This window comes from Polaromonas sp. P1_H6, from assembly GCF_056405195.1.
On sequence record NZ_JBFUCN010000001.1, the window covers coordinates 23,420 to 37,774 of the forward strand.

Sequence of the window (14,355 nt, forward strand, 5' to 3'; positions counted from 1 at the left end):
TAGGCTGACTCTTTGAACCCACCCATCCATCGCCGGGGAGAACCGAAATGACGGACAGCCCAGCGCGCCGTGAGGATTTTGATATTGCCGGCTGCAGGATTTCCGCTGTGCTCGCCGGAAACCGGAGCAATCCCGCCTTCCTGCTCCTGCATGGTTTTCCGAGCTCGTCACGAACCTTCAGGAACATCATCCCGCGCTTGTCGGAAACGTGTTTTGTGATCGCGCCGGATCTTCCGGGTTTCGGCCAATCAGGCCTCATTCCCGATCCGAGCTTCGCGCGCTTCACCGATGTGATCGAGGACCTGCTGAAAAAGCTTGGCGTGGCCAGCGCCTACCTGTATGTGCACGACTACGGTGCACCCGTCGCGCTAGACCTTGCGATGCGCGACCCGCGCCGCGTGCTGGGCCTGGTGATCCAGAACGCCAACGCGCATCGCACCGGCTTTGGCCCGGCCTGGCAGGACACGATTGCCTATTGGGATACGCCGTCGAAAGAAAATGAAGAAGCCGCCACGGCGCATTTGAGCTTCGAAGGGGTGCGCGCCCAGTACGTCGGCGGCATACCGGAGGACATCGCCTCGCGCATCTCCGCCGACAACTGGATAGAGGATTGGCGCATCATGAGCCAGCCCGGCCATCTTGAACTGCAGCGCGCCCTGGTCAAGGACTATGGCCGTTATGCCGACCGGTTCAAGGACATCGGCCGTTACCTGCGCCAGCACCAGCCGCCGGCGCTCATGCTCTGGGGACGGCATGACAGCTTCTTCGACTGCGCTGAAATCGTGTCCTGGCTACGGGACTTGCCGCACATGGAGGCGCATGTCCTCGACGGCCCGCATTTTCTGCTCGAGACGCACGCGGCGCAGTGCGCGGAGCTGATCTTCGATTTTGTGAAAGAGAGAGGGTGACATTTAAAGGGGTGCATGTCATGAACAAGGAAGCCGGTTCCCACGAGATGGAGCAAGCGGTGCGGCAATTGTTTGATCGTTATGAAGGCCACTTCAACGCCGGCTTAAAGGGCGAAGTCGACCTGCCGGCCGTCGCGGCACTCTATGCGGATTCGTTTATCGCCGCATCGCCCTCGGGCCTCTTCGCGGGCAAGAACGATGAAGAATTCAAAAAGGTGACGGTGCAGGGTTTCAAGCACTATCGTGAAACAGGCGTGCAGCAAATGGTGGTGCGCAATCTCCATGTCTCGGTAATTGACGAGCTTCACGGACTGGCCCGCGTGGAATGGAGCGCGACCTACAAGGCCAAAGGCCAGGAAAAAGTCATCCCCTTCACCAACGTCTATCTAGTGCGTCTTGAAGGCACCACGGCCAGGGTGTTCGGCTGGATCACCGGGGACGAGGAGGCGCTGCTGCGCCAGCACGGCATCGGGTGAGCCACTGCTGGGCGACTGGCAAGCGGCCGGCCATCACAGTTGACATCCAGGGCCTGCAATCAGTATCGTCATAGCCATGAAAACAATGAAGCTGCATGAAGTTCCTGGCGCGTTGCTGGCCGTGGAATACGAGACAAACCATGGGGCAGTGGGCATGCCGGTTGTTTTGCTGCACGCCAACGTCGCGGATCGAAGAATGTGGCAAGGCCAATGGGACTGGCTGGCAACAATCCATCCTGTGGTGAGTTACGACCGCCGTGGCTTTGGAGAATCGCGCACATTGAGGCCAACGCCGTATTCAAATGTGGCCGACCTTAGGGACGTGATGGATTCTTTGGGATATGACCGTGCGGTGCTGGTGGGCTGTTCCATGGGAGGCCGCGTAGCCATCGACGCGGCGTTGGCGCGGCCGGACCGGGTGGGCGGTCTGGTGCTGGTTTCTCCCGGCGTTAGCGGCGCGCCGGCGCCACGATACGGCGATTCGGTCAAAGCCCTGATGGATGCAATCAGCGCTGCTGCGGCGCAGGGCGACCTGGATGCAAAGAATGAGCTTCAGGCACGTCTTTGGCTGGACGGCCCCTTGAGTCCGCCAGATCGGGTAGGCGGTGAGATTCGCCGGCTCTTCCTTTCGATGAACGGTAGCGCTTTACGGGCAGCCGACCCTGGCCCGGCATCCGAAGAACCTTCAGCATGGGAACAGCTGGAAGCGATCAAAGCGCCTGCGCTCGTGATGTGGGGCGATCTTGACCTCCCGCACTTGCAGGAAAGGTGCGCGCTTGTTGCGCAGCGCATACCCGGGGCCCAAAGCTTGGTACTTCAGGGCATGGCGCATCTGCCTCCACTGGAAGCACCCCAGGCGTTCAACCTGGCGCTCGGGCGATATTTTGAAAGTTTGCTGCGGCGATAGAGACAGCCGGCCTTTGCCATGAACATCCTTCGCAGGACGTTAGTGCAATAGCTGAGGCGGGAGGTCGCCGCGACTGCCGGGCGGCAGGTTCTGCCAGCGCCGGTAGTCGAGCCACTCCAGACCCGGCTGCCCTCCTTCCCCCATGGCCAACGCCACGAGGTCTGCTGCGATTGACAGACCGTTCGCGCCGTTTGCAAAGAACACGAGGCCACGTCGATGCGTGCGCGATACCACTGCGAAGGCCTTGGTGTTTCCGTTGTCGCCCCAGTGCCAAAACGCTTCGTCCCCGTTTCGTTGTTGCAGCCCCCAACCGAGGCCCCAGGTGACTTCGTCCGAAAGCGGTGTTGCCGGCCGGCCAATGCTGCTCGTAAATGGCCCCACGCGAACCTGGCTGCGCAGCATCTGCGCTGCGGTGTCCGGCTTCAATCGTTCGCCGTTTAACACTGCGACCAGGAAGCGCCCGTAATCCGGCGCTGTGGTGCTCAGGCTGGCGGCAGGGTTCGCAGATGCCCAGCGCCGCTGCCCTTGCGGCTCGCCGCGTGTGTCATGGCCGAAAACCTTGCGTTGCGCATGGCTGTCTTGCCAGAGGAAGCTGCTGTGCGTCATGCCCAGGGGGTCGAAAACCAGCCGCTTTACCGTGCGCTCGGTGCTTTCCCCGGTGATGCGTTCCACCACACTGGCAAGGTAGACAAAGCCTTCTCCTGAATAGCTGAAGCGATCACCCGGCGTGAAATGAATCGTCAAGGGTGCTCCCGCCGTCCTCCAGTTCGGAAAGCCCGTGCGATGGCTCAGCACATGGCGCGCCGTCATCTGCGCAAGGCGCGGGTCTTCTCCCACTTCGTAGCCACCCGGGAGGTAGCGCACGAGCGGAGTGTCCAGCTCGAGCAGGTCGGCGTCCACGAGTTGCAGCACCGCATAGGCGAAAACCGCTTTACTCAGTGAAGCGGCCTCGAACACGGTGTCCTCCGCCACCGGTTCCCGCGTGCGCGCATTCGCCAGGCCGAACGTACCGTGCCAGGCCAATCCTTTGTCGGTAACGAGTGCCATGGATAGCCCCGGCACCCTGGCGCTGGCCATCAGCGCCGGTGTTTGGCGTTGCAGGCGCCCGGCTGCTTCGTCCAGAGGTGGAAGTACACCCACCTGCGCGGCGGACGCGGCAAGCGCATTGAGGATCAAAACGACGGCGGTAGCGAGGTGGCGCATGTGAATGACTCCTGCAGAGCAACGGCCTTGACCGCAGCTGATGACCGCAGGCTCTTGGGCCGGACCCATGTACTACGGCTGCTCACCGCGATGGAAGTCTAGCCTACCCTGCTGTACCTGGAACTGCGCCCGGATGCCATCGCCATCCGCTCGTGCTCAGTGAGTTGGCCCCTTGGCGTATATCTTTTTGACAGCAGGGCTGGATGGGGAATGGAAATTGCCGCTAAATCTTCAAAGAATCAAGATCCAGGGATATGGAGCGGGTGAAGGGAGTCGAACCCTCGTATGAAGCTTGGGAAGCTGCCGTTCTGCCATTGAACTACACCCGCGTTGTGTGGCTGCTGACGAACCACCTTTTGCGCTGAAGCCGCGCCAGGGGCGGGCTCGCGGCGATTTTACACCCCGGTTCCGGTCTTCACGAGCGCCAGTAAGGCTCAGGCAACTCAGGCAGCGAAAGCTCAGGCTGCTCCTGCTCGCGCAGCGCCGCCTGCAGGCTGTGCTGCAGCTTGCCGGGCTGGTCCATGCCACTGCAAAGGGTCTCGATATGAGCCCTGGCCGTCACGCGGTCGTTGTGCACGCCAAAAACGGTTTGCGCCTTTTTGAGCCAGTCCAGCCAGTCTTCGATGGCTTTGGCGTCATAGCGGCCGGCGATGAACTCGGTGAGGTAGCGCAGCTTTTTGGCGGTGATGCGCAGGCGGTGCAGTCGCGTGGGGCTTAGCTGTTCCAGCCGGGGCAGGGCTTGCCGTAGCCTGTGGTCCAGTTTCTCGAGCTGCGCCGTGAGCGCGTCAAAGGGCACGGGTGGACCTTCGTCCTCGGGCTGGGTGAGGCAGCGGCCCAGCTGCAGCAGCAGGTGCTGGGTGTCGCGTTCCTCGAGGGCGGCCTGGGCTTGCAGGCGCGCGGTGGCCTGTTGCAGGGCGATGGTCTCCTGCAGCTTCTGGCGCAGCGCCGCGTCGTGCAGGCTGTCCGCCAGCGGGGGCCAGGTTTCTTCGATGAAGACGTCCCAGTCGCGGGCGGCGCCCAGGCGTTGGCCCAGTGCGCGCAGGCTGTCCTGCAAGGGTGCCAGCGCTTCCTGCCGCCATTCGGCCGCGCCGGCCAGCGGGCCGCAGGCCACACGCAGGCGCCGCACCGCGACGCGCAGCTGGTGCAGGTATTCGCTGTCATAGTGCCCGGCCTGGGGCTGGGCGAGGAAGCCGGCTTCATTGGCCTGCCAGTGGGCCAGGCAGGCTTGCACGGCCTCTCGCGCGGCGTCGCGGGCGTCCTCACCCGGGGGTGTTGCCAGTTCAGCGGCCTTGACGGCAGGCTCCAGCGCCGCGCCGCGGGCCAGCCGGTCGCCGCGTTCGGCCTTGCTGCGGTTGTCCAGCACCAGCGGGTGGCGTTCCACCAGCAGCAGGGCCAGCGCGAACAGCGCGTCGACCGGCCCGCCCTTGAGTTCCAGTTCCACCTCGCACAGCGCTTCGCTGTGGTCCCCGGCCAGGATTTCGCCGTGGTCGATGGCGACCTCGATGATGCCGCCCGCGGCGGCTGTGACCTGGCGGATCTCGCGCTCAAAGCGGGTGCGGAATTGCGGCTGTAATTTGTCTTTGAGGGGCGCCAGAACCGACTCAAAAGCTGTACCGGCCAGCGGCCCCCATTCGAGCGCCGGGCCGGCGACGGGGAATTCGATTTCCTCGCGCTGGTGCAGGCCCGCGCGGCTGCTGCCGCCGCCCTTGGCGGTTTGCAGCCAGTGCTTGCCGTCGCTGCGCAGGCGCAGGCCTATGCCGGCCTGGGCCAGCGCGCGCTGCGGCGTGTCAAAGTAGATGTTGTCCAGCTGCTTGCGCGTGGCGCGGGTATGGGCCCACAGCGGGTCGGCGCGCAGCGCGGCCAGTGCGTCAGGGGGCAGCCTCAGCTTGAGTTCGATTTCCATGGGGGTTTGTGCGGCGCCGAACGCGCGGCGACAAGAGTCATGGTACTGCGCAGCAGCGCGCCAGGTGAACCTTCAGGCAAAGGCCCTCACCGAATCAAGGCCGCAGGTAAGCCCAGCCTTCGTGCTGCCTTCAGCGCCGCGGTGGGCGTGGTCGACGCCACCACCATCACGCTGCGCGCCATGGAAACCCTGCCCAAGGCCGGCGACAGGCTGTTGCTGATCGCGCTGGTGATCGTGATCTTCACGGTCTGCTTCCGGCTGATCTGCCACCTCATCAACCCTTAGCGCCGTAAGCTGAACCAGCGCTTTCACCGGCCGGTGCGGGCGGCCAACCCACCGTTATCAAGGTGTGCCAAACCATCGCGTCGTTTGTATGAGCAACTCTTTGGCGTCGGATGTCGACTCGCTTGCCCAGCCGACGACGCCATCCGGGCGTACGAGCACCGCACTCAGGCCGAACCGGGCATCGGTGCTTGCACGCGCGTATGCGAGGCGGTCTTTCCAGGCGCCGGCGATGGGTCTCAAGGTGTCGGCGCCGAACTCGAGCAACAAGCCCTTTCCGGCACGCAGGTAATCAGCAAGTTTTCGGCCATCGGACACTTCGAAGTCCGGCGCACTTCGACCGGCAAGCGGATGCGCGTTGCCAAGGTCATACCGCAAGGTCGCACCCCATACCCGCTCGGCGAAATAGGTCGCACCGTCCGGTGTCTCAATGAGGTCGCGCATGATGCTTCCGAGAGCGCGGGAACTTTCGCCCGGCCGCATGAGCGCGACCTGGGCACGCGACCAGTCCAGAATTTGCGCACCCACGGGGTGGCGCTCGGCGGCATAGGTATCCAGCAACTCGCCCGGCGCTTCGCCCCGAATGGTGGAGGCAAGCTTCCATCCGAGGTTCATGGCGTCTCCCAATCCCAGGTTCAAGCCTTGCCCGCCGAGCGGCGAATGGATGTGGGCGGCATCCCCGGCGAGAAGCACCCGCCCTTTGCGGTATTGGCCGGCCTGAAAAGCCCGGTCGGTCCACGTGGTGGCGAGCCTGAGCGCCGTGACGGTGACCCCGGGGCCGGCGACACGGCGCAAGACCGACTGCACATGCTCCAGGGTCATGGGTTGGTTGCGGTGAAACGCACCCCCGTCAAAGTCAACCATGGCAATCGTTCCGGGGGGCTGGAACGTGTACACCCCGGTGGGGGTGTACTGGCGCCCCGGCGTCAGCTTCTCCGGGTCGGCCAGCTCGACTTCAACCGAGTAGCCCGTGAACTCCGGCTGCGTACCCAAGAAATCAAAACCGCCGGCTTTGCGCACGGTGCTGCGGCCGCCATCACATCCGACGAGCCAGCGGGCGCGAAAGGTCTGGATGCCCGCGAGAACATCCACGTGTTCGTCCGAAGTGCTGAACCCGTCGACGGCAACACCTCGCCGGATATCCACCCCCAGGGTAGTCGCATGCGCGTCCAGCACGGCTTCGAGGTCCGCCATGGTCGAAACCATGGGCGCGCTTGCCGGGTTGGGGAGGCAGTATGGCCACCGCTTGCTGTCGATGTTGTCCTGGAAGAACTGGATACCTGCGAAGTGTCCGCCGGGGCGCCGCGTCTGCCCCATCCAATGCGCGACAGGCGCCGGCTTGCCGTCGGGGGCCTTGGCTCTTTGCACCTGCAAGGCTTGAACTTCTCCCAGGAGTCCTCTGCGATAGAGCGCTTCGGCAGTGGGAATTGAAAGCCCGCGCATGCCAAAGGGAAGGCTCTTGAGCGGAGAGTCCGGGTTGTCGGCCTGCTCGAGCACCAGGACAGATGCGCCGCCCAGCCGCAGTTCACCGGCCAGCAGCAAGCCAACCGGGCCTGCCCCGACGACTACGACGTCATAGATGGAAGAATTGTTCATGTCCGCTCCTGAGTGATGTCCGGCCGGAGCGGTTCGTCGACGTTGAGAACCACACGGACGAACAGGGGACGCCTCTACGGCATCGGTGTTCGTCGTGGGGCCTCCGGCGATGTGCGGAGGCAGAGCTCTCGTTTCTGAAAGGACCTGGACTGACCATACCAAGTCTGCCTTTTTCGACAGCCACAGTGTAGCAAGGCCTCCGGCTCACCCGGAACAATCCATGACCAAGCCGTGGCAAGGTCCTGATAAAAGTCAAGGCCGCAGGTAAGCCCAGCCTTCGTGCTGCTTCTTCATGATCTCGGTGACGCCGGCGGGCACATAGCTGATGCCGGCCAGCATGTCGTCCTTGGTCAGCTTCTGGCCGCGCATGGTGTTCTCGCAGGCGGTGACCTTGATGCCGGCTTTGGCGGCGTCGGCGATGCGCGAGCCGGTGGGTGATTCAAGCTTGAGCATGCTGATGCCGGGGCCGTAGGCGACGATCTCGATCTCGACGTTGGCTGCGCCCACGTCGTCCTGCAGGTTCTTGGCGTTGTTGAGCACCAGGTTCCATTTGGCCGGGTCGTTATCGCTGACCTGGATCACGATGCCCTGGCGTTTGCCGCCTGCGGGCTGGGCATGGACGCCAAGAAGCAGGGTGGCGAGGGCTGCCGTGGCGCCGGCCTGGAGTACGAGTCTGCGGTTCATGGGGGAGTCTCCTGAGGGGGAGGCTTATTTCAACACAATGCCGGCTCTGAGACACTCCATCGTTCGGGCTCCTTCAAACGCCGCGGGCCCCCATCCCAACCTTCCCCCAACGGGGGAAGGAGCAACCCCGGTCCATCAAGGTGCGCCACTCTTGCTCCCTCCCCCGCTGGGGGAGGGCGGGGGTGGGGGCCAGCGGCCCTCAAAACACCCCGTTTGACTATTTACCGCCGGTCGCGGGCAGCGGCACTGCAGGTGCACCGCCTGAATGGATGTGATGGTCGGGCGACTTGACCAGCTTGCGCACAAACACCACCACCTGCCACACGACCAGGATGCCGATGACGCCCAGCAGGGTACCGCTGATGGGGCGGTTGACGAAGACGTTGAAGCTGCCGCGGCTCAGCAGCATGGCGCGGCGGAAGTTCTCTTCGAGCATGGGGCCCAGGATAAAGCCGAGCAGCAAGGGCGCGGCTTCCATGTCCAGGCGCAGGAAGAGGTAGCCGACCAGGCCGAAGACGGCGGTGGTGTAGATGTCGTCCAGGCTGTTGTTGATGCTGTAGGTGCCTATGCAGCAGAAGAACAGGATGGCCGGGAACAGCACGGTGTAGGGAATCTTGAACACCGACAGCCAGTAGCGCACCAGCGGCACGTTGAGGATCAGCAGGAAGCAGTTGCCTATCCACATGCTGGCCACCAAGCCCCAGAACAGGTCGGGGTGGGTGGCGATCATGTTGGGGCCGGGCTGTATGCCCTTGACCACAAAGGCCGCCATCATCAGCGCCATGACGGCATTCTCGGGAATGCCGATGGCCATCAGCGGGATGAAGCTGGTGCGCGCGGCGGCCTCGTCGGCGGCCGCCTGGCCGGCCACGCCTTCGATGCAGCCGGTGCCGATCTCGTGCTTGTACTTGCTGAACTTCTTGTCGGCGGCGTAGGCGGCGAACTGGGCGATGGTGGGGCCGCCGCCGGGCAATATGCCCAGGATGGAGCCGATCACGCTGCCGCGCAGGGCGCTGGGGATGATGCGCTTGAACTCGGGCCAGGTCGGCATGAGCTTGATCTTGCCGTTGAAGGGCGTGAGCACGTTTTTGTTGTCGAGGTTTTTCACGACCTCGGCAATGCCGAAGCAGCCCAGCGCGATGCTGATCAGCCCTATGCCGTCCATCAGGAAGGGCAGGTTCATGGTGTAGCGCGCGACGCCGCTGTTGACGTCGGTGCCGACCATGCCCAGCAGCACGCCGACCATGGCCATGGCCAGGCCGTTGAGCAGGCTGCCGCTGCTGACAAAACTCACGCAGAAGAATCCGAGCAGCATCAGCGCGCAGTAGTCGGCCGGGCCGAACAGGAAGCCGACCTCGCCGAGTGCCGGCGCCATGGTCGACAGCACCACGATGGCCACGGTGCCGCCTATGAAACTGGAGACACCGGCGGTGAAGAGCGCCAGGCCGGTCTTGCCCTTGAGCGTCATCTGGTAGCCGTCAATACAGGCCACGATGCTGCTGGCGTGCGGGATCTTCATGGTGATGGCGCTCACGCTGTCGCCGTATTGCGCACCATAGTAGATGCCGGCCAGCATGATGAGCGCGCCGCCGGTGGGGATGGAATAGGTCAGCGGCAGCAGCAGGCTGATGGTGGACAGGGGGCCGAGCCCGGGCAGCAGCCCGATCAGCGTGCCCACCGTGCAGCCCAGTGCACAGTACAGCAGGTTTTGCAGCGTCAGCGCATGTTCGAAACCGAACGCGAGGTTGTGAAAGACTTCCATATCAGTACAGCGGCAGGCTCAGGCCGAGAAATTGTTTGAAGGCAAAGGCCACGGCGACCAGGCCGACGGAGATCTTGATGTTGCGCACTACGGAATACGAGGTGCCGGCCAGCGTGGAGCAGAACACCAGGAAGACGATGCCCAGGATCATGTTGACGTACTGGGACAGCACCGAAAAGCCCACCAGGCTCAGCAGGATGATGGCGATGTTCTTGACGCTGTAGTCCAGGGGCACGGGGTCGACGAAGTGCGAACGCACCACCGTGAGCACGCCGATGATGAACAGGAAGGAACTCACCATCAGCGGGAACAGGCCGGGCCCGGAGCGGCTCAGCTCGCCCAGCGTGTAGTTGAAGGACACGCCGCCGAAGACCAGGGCGATCGCCATGAGGCACAGGCCGCGGACGAAGTTGCGGTTGGTCAGGTTCATGGGAAGCACCTCCGGGGCCGCGCCGGCGGGGCCTTGTCGGTGAATGAAAGGTGGGTCATCGCGTCTCCTGCTAATGTCCCGGCTCTCCGGTCCTGCACAGCGCAGGCGGTGGGCGTTCGGGCTGGAGGCGATGTTAGGAAGCGAGGCTTCCAATCTGCTTTCGTTTTACGCGGCGGTGCCCAAAATACGTGTTATCACTAACGGGTCTGACGTCGCGAAGAAGCCTTCCCTCTCTTTCCCTCTCCCTCTGGGAGAGGGTTAGGGTGAGGGCGGTTCCCGCATTCGAATGCCTCCAGTTTTCAGGCGCCGCTAGCCCTGTCTTGCAGACCGCAGCCCAGGCTGAGCCTGGGCTTCTTCGCGCTGTCCAGATGCGCGCAGGCGCATCCGGAGCCGCAGCGCTCAGCCCCTGCCCTCTCCAGAGGGAGTAATACGGGGCGCCAGCGGCAGGCGCAGGATGGCGCGCAGGCCGGCGCCGGAGGCCGTGTCGGCGAGCTCGATGTCGCCGCCGTTGCGCCGCGCATAAGCGCGCGCAATGGCCATCCCCAGCCCGGCGCCGTGCGAGCCTTTTTCGGAACCCGGGTCGGCTGAATGGAAGCGTTCGAAGACCTGCGCGCGCCGCGCTGGGGCAATGCCGGGGCCGTCGTCTCGGACCTCGGCCAGGGCCATGCCGTCCAGCGTGGACACCATCACGGTGATGTGCCCGCCGGCCGGTGTGTAGGCAATCGCGTTGTGCACCAGGTTGGACAGCGCCTCGTGCAGCTCGGGGCCGTGCGCCCGCACCGGGACCACGGGCGCATCCTGCAGTGCGCCTGTTTCCGTGGAGTCACCGCGGGCATCGACCCAGCCCAGGTCCTGGTTCTTCTCGTGGGCCAGCGCCAGGTACTGCAGCACCACTTCCCTGGCGATGGTGTTGAGGTCGACGATGCCGGGCAGGTCGGACATGTTCGCGGGCATTGCACCCTCATTGGCGTGGGCCAGCGAGAGCAGTTGCTCGCACAGGCGGCGGCTGCGCGCGATCTGGGCGACCATGGCGCGCAGGGTGGCATGAAGCTGCCCGGTGTCTTTTTCGCGCAGCGCCACACCCGCCTGGGTCAGCATGATGGCCAGCGGCGTGCGCAACTGGTGCGAGGCATCGGCCAGAAATTGCGACTGCTGCTCCAGCAACTCGCGGTAGCTGGCCAGGTGCTGGTTCAGGGCGTCGACCAGGGGCGCGACTTCATGCGGCACGTCGCGGGTGTCCAGGGGCTGGAGGTCGGCGCCCTTGCTTTTCAGCACGGATTTGCGCAGCCGCTCCAGCGGCTGCAGTGACCAGGTCACGCCCAGCCAGACCAGCAGGACCATCACCAGCACCATGCGCGCGTCGCGTATCAGCTCCTGCCGCAGGGTGGCGGCCTGCGCCCGGTCGCGCGGGAGGGTGGTTTCCGCAACCTGGACCAGCAGCTTGAAGTTCCCGCCGCGTCCGTCCAGCACCTGGCTTTGAAGCGCCACCACGCGCACCGGATGGCCTGCGTAGAAATCGTCGTACCAGACGGGCCAAACCGCGGCGGGGGAGTAGAGGTCCGGCGATGAAGGCGATGAGAGCGGCGGGGGCGCGGGCAGGTCTGTGACGCCCAGCAAAGTGATCTCACGCGAGGCGGCCGGCTTCCCGGCCTGTGCATCCCCCAGGTCTGTCAGGCCGACGTGCAGGTATTTCTGCAGGGGGCCGGCGGCGGCGAACAGGGCTTGCACGCCGGCCGGCGCATTCAGGCGCAGTGAGCCGTCCGGCGCCGGCGCCACACTGCTTTGCAGCGCGTGCACGGCCTCGAGCATGCTCTGGTCGTAGGCGTCCTGCACCTGGTCGCGCAGGGCGCGGTAATCGTTCCAGCTGTCCAGGGCCAGCAGGCCCAGGATGGCCGGGAGCAGCAGCGTGAGCAGGCGCGCGCGTATGCCGAAGCGGTCGGGGTCAGTCCGCAGTATCTGCATGCGCTTCCAGCATATAACCGAGGCCGCGCACGGTGACGATGCGCACGTCGCCGCCGTCGAGCTTGCGGCGCAGCCGGTGCAGCACCAGCTCGATCGCATCGGGGCCGGCATTGCTGTCGGCCGGGAAGACCTTGCCGGAGAGCTGCGATTTTTCCACCGGCGTGCCGCTGCGTGCCAGCAGCACCGACAGGGCCGCGCTTTCGCGCGGCGTGAGCTGCAGCAGCGCACCGGCCAGCGTGAAGGCGCGGCTGTCGTGCGGGCATGACAGGGAGCCGCATTGCAGCGGCGCGTGGGAGCGGCCCCGGCTGCGCCGCACCAGCGCGGCCAGGCGGGCTTCGAGCTCCTCGATGGCGAAAGGCTTGGCCAGGAAGTCGTCGGCCCCGACGTTCAGGCCCTTGACCCGGTCCTGCAGAGAGCCCTGCGCCGTCAGCACCAGCACCGGGGTGCGGTTGCCGGCCTTGCGCAGCTCGGCCAGCACAGTGAGCCCGTGTTTGTCGGGCAGCCGCAGGTCGAGCACCACGGCGTCATAGTCGTTGCCGGCCAGCAGTGATTCGGCCGTGGCGGCATCCGGCGCGTGGTCGGAGACATAGCCGCTCTGCTTGAAAGCGCGCAGCAGCCACGAAGCCATCTCGGCTTCGTCTTCCACAAGCAGCAGGCGCATGTCGGGCGGTCGCGGGTGTAACGGGTGCAGGCTTAGCGCTGGATGTCACCCAGGCACAGGTACTTCATCTCGAGGTATTCGTCCATGCCGTGGCGCGAACCCTCGCGGCCCAGGCCCGACTGCTTGACGCCGCCGAAGGGCACGTGCTCGGTCGCGATCACGCCGGCGTTGATGCCCACCATGCCGTACTCCAGTGCTTCGGCGACGCGGTAGATGCGGCCTATGTCGCGGCTGTAGAAGTAGCTGGCCAGGCCGAACTCGGTGTTGTTGGCCGCGTCAATCGCTTCCTGGTCGTTCTTGAAGCGGAACACCGGCGCGAAGGGGCCGAAGGTTTCTTCACGGGCGCAGAGCATGTCGGCGGTGGCTTCGGAGACCACCGTGGGCTCGAAGAACTGGCCTTCGAGCTTGTGGCCGCCGGCCAGCAGCTTGCCGCCTTTGGCGAGGGCGTCGGCCACGTGGCGCTGTACCTTCTCGATGGCCGCGTCCTCGATCAGCGGGCCCTGCACCACGCCGTCCTCAAAGCCGTTGCCGACCTTGAGCGCCTTGACCTTGGCGGCGAATTTTTCGACGAACTGGTCGTAGACGCCGTCCTGCACGTAGATGCGGTTGGCGCAGACGCAGGTCTGGCCGGCATTGCGGTATTTGCTGGCCATGGCGCCCTCGACGGCGGAGTCCACGTCGGCGTCGTCGAACACGATGAAGGGCGCGTTGCCGCCCAGCTCGAGCGCGAGCTTCTTGACGCTGGGCGCGCTTTGCGCCATCAGGATGCGGCCGACCTCGGTGGAGCCGGTGAAGCTGATGTGGCGCACCACGTCGCTGGCGCAGAACACCTTGCCGACGGCGATGCTGTTGGCGCTGTCGGCCGTCAGCACATTGAGCACGCCGGCCGGGATGCCGGCGCGCACGGCCAGCTCGGCGGCGGCCAGGGCCGTCAGCGGCGTGAGCTCGGCCGGCTTGATGACCACCGGGCAGCCGGCGGCCAGGGCCGGGGCAACCTTGCGGGTGATCATGGCCAGCGGGAAGTTCCAGGGTGTGATGGCGGCGCAGACGCCGATAGGCTGCCGCAGGACCATCAGGCGGCGGTTGTTGTCGAACTGCGGCAGGGTTTCGCCGTTGACGCGTTTGGCTTCTTCTGCGAACCACTCGACAAAACTCGCGCCGTAGGCGATTTCGCCCTTGGCCTCGGCAAAGGGCTTGCCCTGCTCGGCGGTCATGATGCGGCCCAGGTCTTCCTGGTTGGCCATCAGCAGCTGGAACCACTTGAGCAGGATGGCGTGGCGCTCCTTGCCGGTCTTGTTGCGCCAGGCGGGCCAGGCGGTGTTGGCCGCGGCGATGGCGGCCTCGGCGTCCTGCGGCCCCAGGTTGGCCACGTCGGCCAGCTTGCGGCCGGTGGCAGGATCGTTCACGTCAAAACGGGCCTTGCCGGCGACCCACTGGCCGTTGACCAGCGCGTCGGTCTTGAACAGGCTGGGATCTTTGAGCAGGGAAATGGGGGAGGTTTTCATGTCCATGGGCGGGAGTCCTTAAAGCGGGAGGCTGAAGAGGGTGGAGGAGGGGGAGTGAGTGAAAGAGGCGTGGAGA

13 protein-coding genes and 1 tRNA gene are annotated in these 14,355 nt (G+C 65.0%); 4 read left to right on the plus strand and 10 right to left on the minus strand.

Translation table 11 applies throughout. The features are described 5' to 3' along the window. Nucleotides 1–47 precede the first annotated feature (47 nt). The 3 genes from AC1D1F_RS00120 to AC1D1F_RS00130 all read left to right on the plus strand — a co-directional run bounded on the left by AC1D1F_RS00120 (nucleotide 48) and on the right by AC1D1F_RS00130 (nucleotide 2,291). Nucleotides 48–908 (plus strand): alpha/beta fold hydrolase, encoded by an 861-nt coding sequence (locus AC1D1F_RS00120; RefSeq protein WP_477697394.1) that lies wholly within the window; start codon nucleotides 48–50, stop codon nucleotides 906–908. Between the two features lie 20 nt (nucleotides 909–928). Beyond that, the gene (locus tag AC1D1F_RS00125; protein ID WP_477697393.1) at nucleotides 929–1,384 is read left to right on the plus strand and encodes a nuclear transport factor 2 family protein; all 456 of its coding nucleotides are present in this window, start codon (nucleotides 929–931) and stop codon (nucleotides 1,382–1,384) included. Nucleotides 1,385–1,469: 85 nt separating this feature from the next. Next, nucleotides 1,470–2,291, plus strand: a complete 822-nt coding sequence (locus AC1D1F_RS00130; RefSeq protein WP_477700616.1) for an alpha/beta fold hydrolase — start codon at nucleotides 1,470–1,472, stop codon at nucleotides 2,289–2,291. 39 nt (nucleotides 2,292–2,330) lie between these two features. Here AC1D1F_RS00130 and AC1D1F_RS00135 read toward each other — a convergent pair whose 3' ends face one another. The 3 genes from AC1D1F_RS00135 to AC1D1F_RS00145 all read right to left on the minus strand — a co-directional run bounded on the left by AC1D1F_RS00135 (nucleotide 2,331) and on the right by AC1D1F_RS00145 (nucleotide 5,397). After that, nucleotides 2,331–3,494: a serine hydrolase domain-containing protein gene (locus AC1D1F_RS00135; RefSeq protein WP_477677457.1), complete on the minus strand. Its 1,164-nt coding sequence runs from the start codon at nucleotides 3,492–3,494 to the stop codon at nucleotides 2,331–2,333. 255 nt (nucleotides 3,495–3,749) lie between these two features. Further along, nucleotides 3,750–3,823 (minus strand) — tRNA-Gly (locus AC1D1F_RS00140). 86 nt (nucleotides 3,824–3,909) lie between these two features. Beyond that, the gene (locus AC1D1F_RS00145) at nucleotides 3,910–5,397 is read right to left on the minus strand and encodes a CYTH and CHAD domain-containing protein (protein WP_477677458.1); all 1,488 of its coding nucleotides are present in this window, start codon (nucleotides 5,395–5,397) and stop codon (nucleotides 3,910–3,912) included. Nucleotides 5,398–5,436: 39 nt separating this feature from the next. Between AC1D1F_RS00145 and AC1D1F_RS00150 the strand changes: the two genes are divergently transcribed. Then, complete coding sequence (locus AC1D1F_RS00150; RefSeq protein WP_477697392.1) at nucleotides 5,437–5,682, plus strand: hypothetical protein; 246 nt, start codon at nucleotides 5,437–5,439, stop codon at nucleotides 5,680–5,682. 57 nt (nucleotides 5,683–5,739) lie between these two features. On the opposite strand, the gene AC1D1F_RS00155 is transcribed toward AC1D1F_RS00150, so the two are convergent. From AC1D1F_RS00155 to AC1D1F_RS00185, 7 genes are all read right to left on the minus strand, one after another. Further along, nucleotides 5,740–7,275, minus strand: coding sequence for an FAD-dependent monooxygenase (locus AC1D1F_RS00155; RefSeq protein ID WP_477700617.1), 1,536 nt, complete (start codon nucleotides 7,273–7,275; stop codon nucleotides 5,740–5,742). Nucleotides 7,276–7,527: 252 nt separating this feature from the next. Then, nucleotides 7,528–7,959, minus strand: coding sequence for a DsrE family protein (locus AC1D1F_RS00160; RefSeq protein WP_477677461.1), 432 nt, complete (start codon nucleotides 7,957–7,959; stop codon nucleotides 7,528–7,530). Nucleotides 7,960–8,176: 217 nt separating this feature from the next. Then, nucleotides 8,177–9,721, minus strand: coding sequence for a tripartite tricarboxylate transporter permease (locus tag AC1D1F_RS00165; RefSeq protein ID WP_477696913.1), 1,545 nt, complete (start codon nucleotides 9,719–9,721; stop codon nucleotides 8,177–8,179). Between the two features lies 1 nt (nucleotide 9,722). Next, entirely contained in the window at nucleotides 9,723–10,151 is a 429-nt protein-coding gene (locus tag AC1D1F_RS00170) for a tripartite tricarboxylate transporter TctB family protein (protein WP_477676923.1), read from the minus strand. 399 nt (nucleotides 10,152–10,550) lie between these two features. Then, nucleotides 10,551–12,113: a sensor histidine kinase gene (locus AC1D1F_RS00175; RefSeq protein WP_477676924.1), complete on the minus strand. Its 1,563-nt coding sequence runs from the start codon at nucleotides 12,111–12,113 to the stop codon at nucleotides 10,551–10,553. Further along, nucleotides 12,094–12,774, minus strand: a complete 681-nt coding sequence (locus AC1D1F_RS00180; protein WP_477676925.1) for a response regulator — start codon at nucleotides 12,772–12,774, stop codon at nucleotides 12,094–12,096. The genes AC1D1F_RS00175 and AC1D1F_RS00180 overlap by 20 nt, the downstream gene beginning before the upstream one ends. A gap of 32 nt (nucleotides 12,775–12,806) precedes the next feature. After that, a complete protein-coding gene (locus AC1D1F_RS00185; RefSeq protein WP_477676926.1) occupies nucleotides 12,807–14,285 on the minus strand; it encodes an NAD-dependent succinate-semialdehyde dehydrogenase in 1,479 nt (492 codons plus the stop codon). Nucleotides 14,286–14,355: the final 70 nt, after the last annotated feature.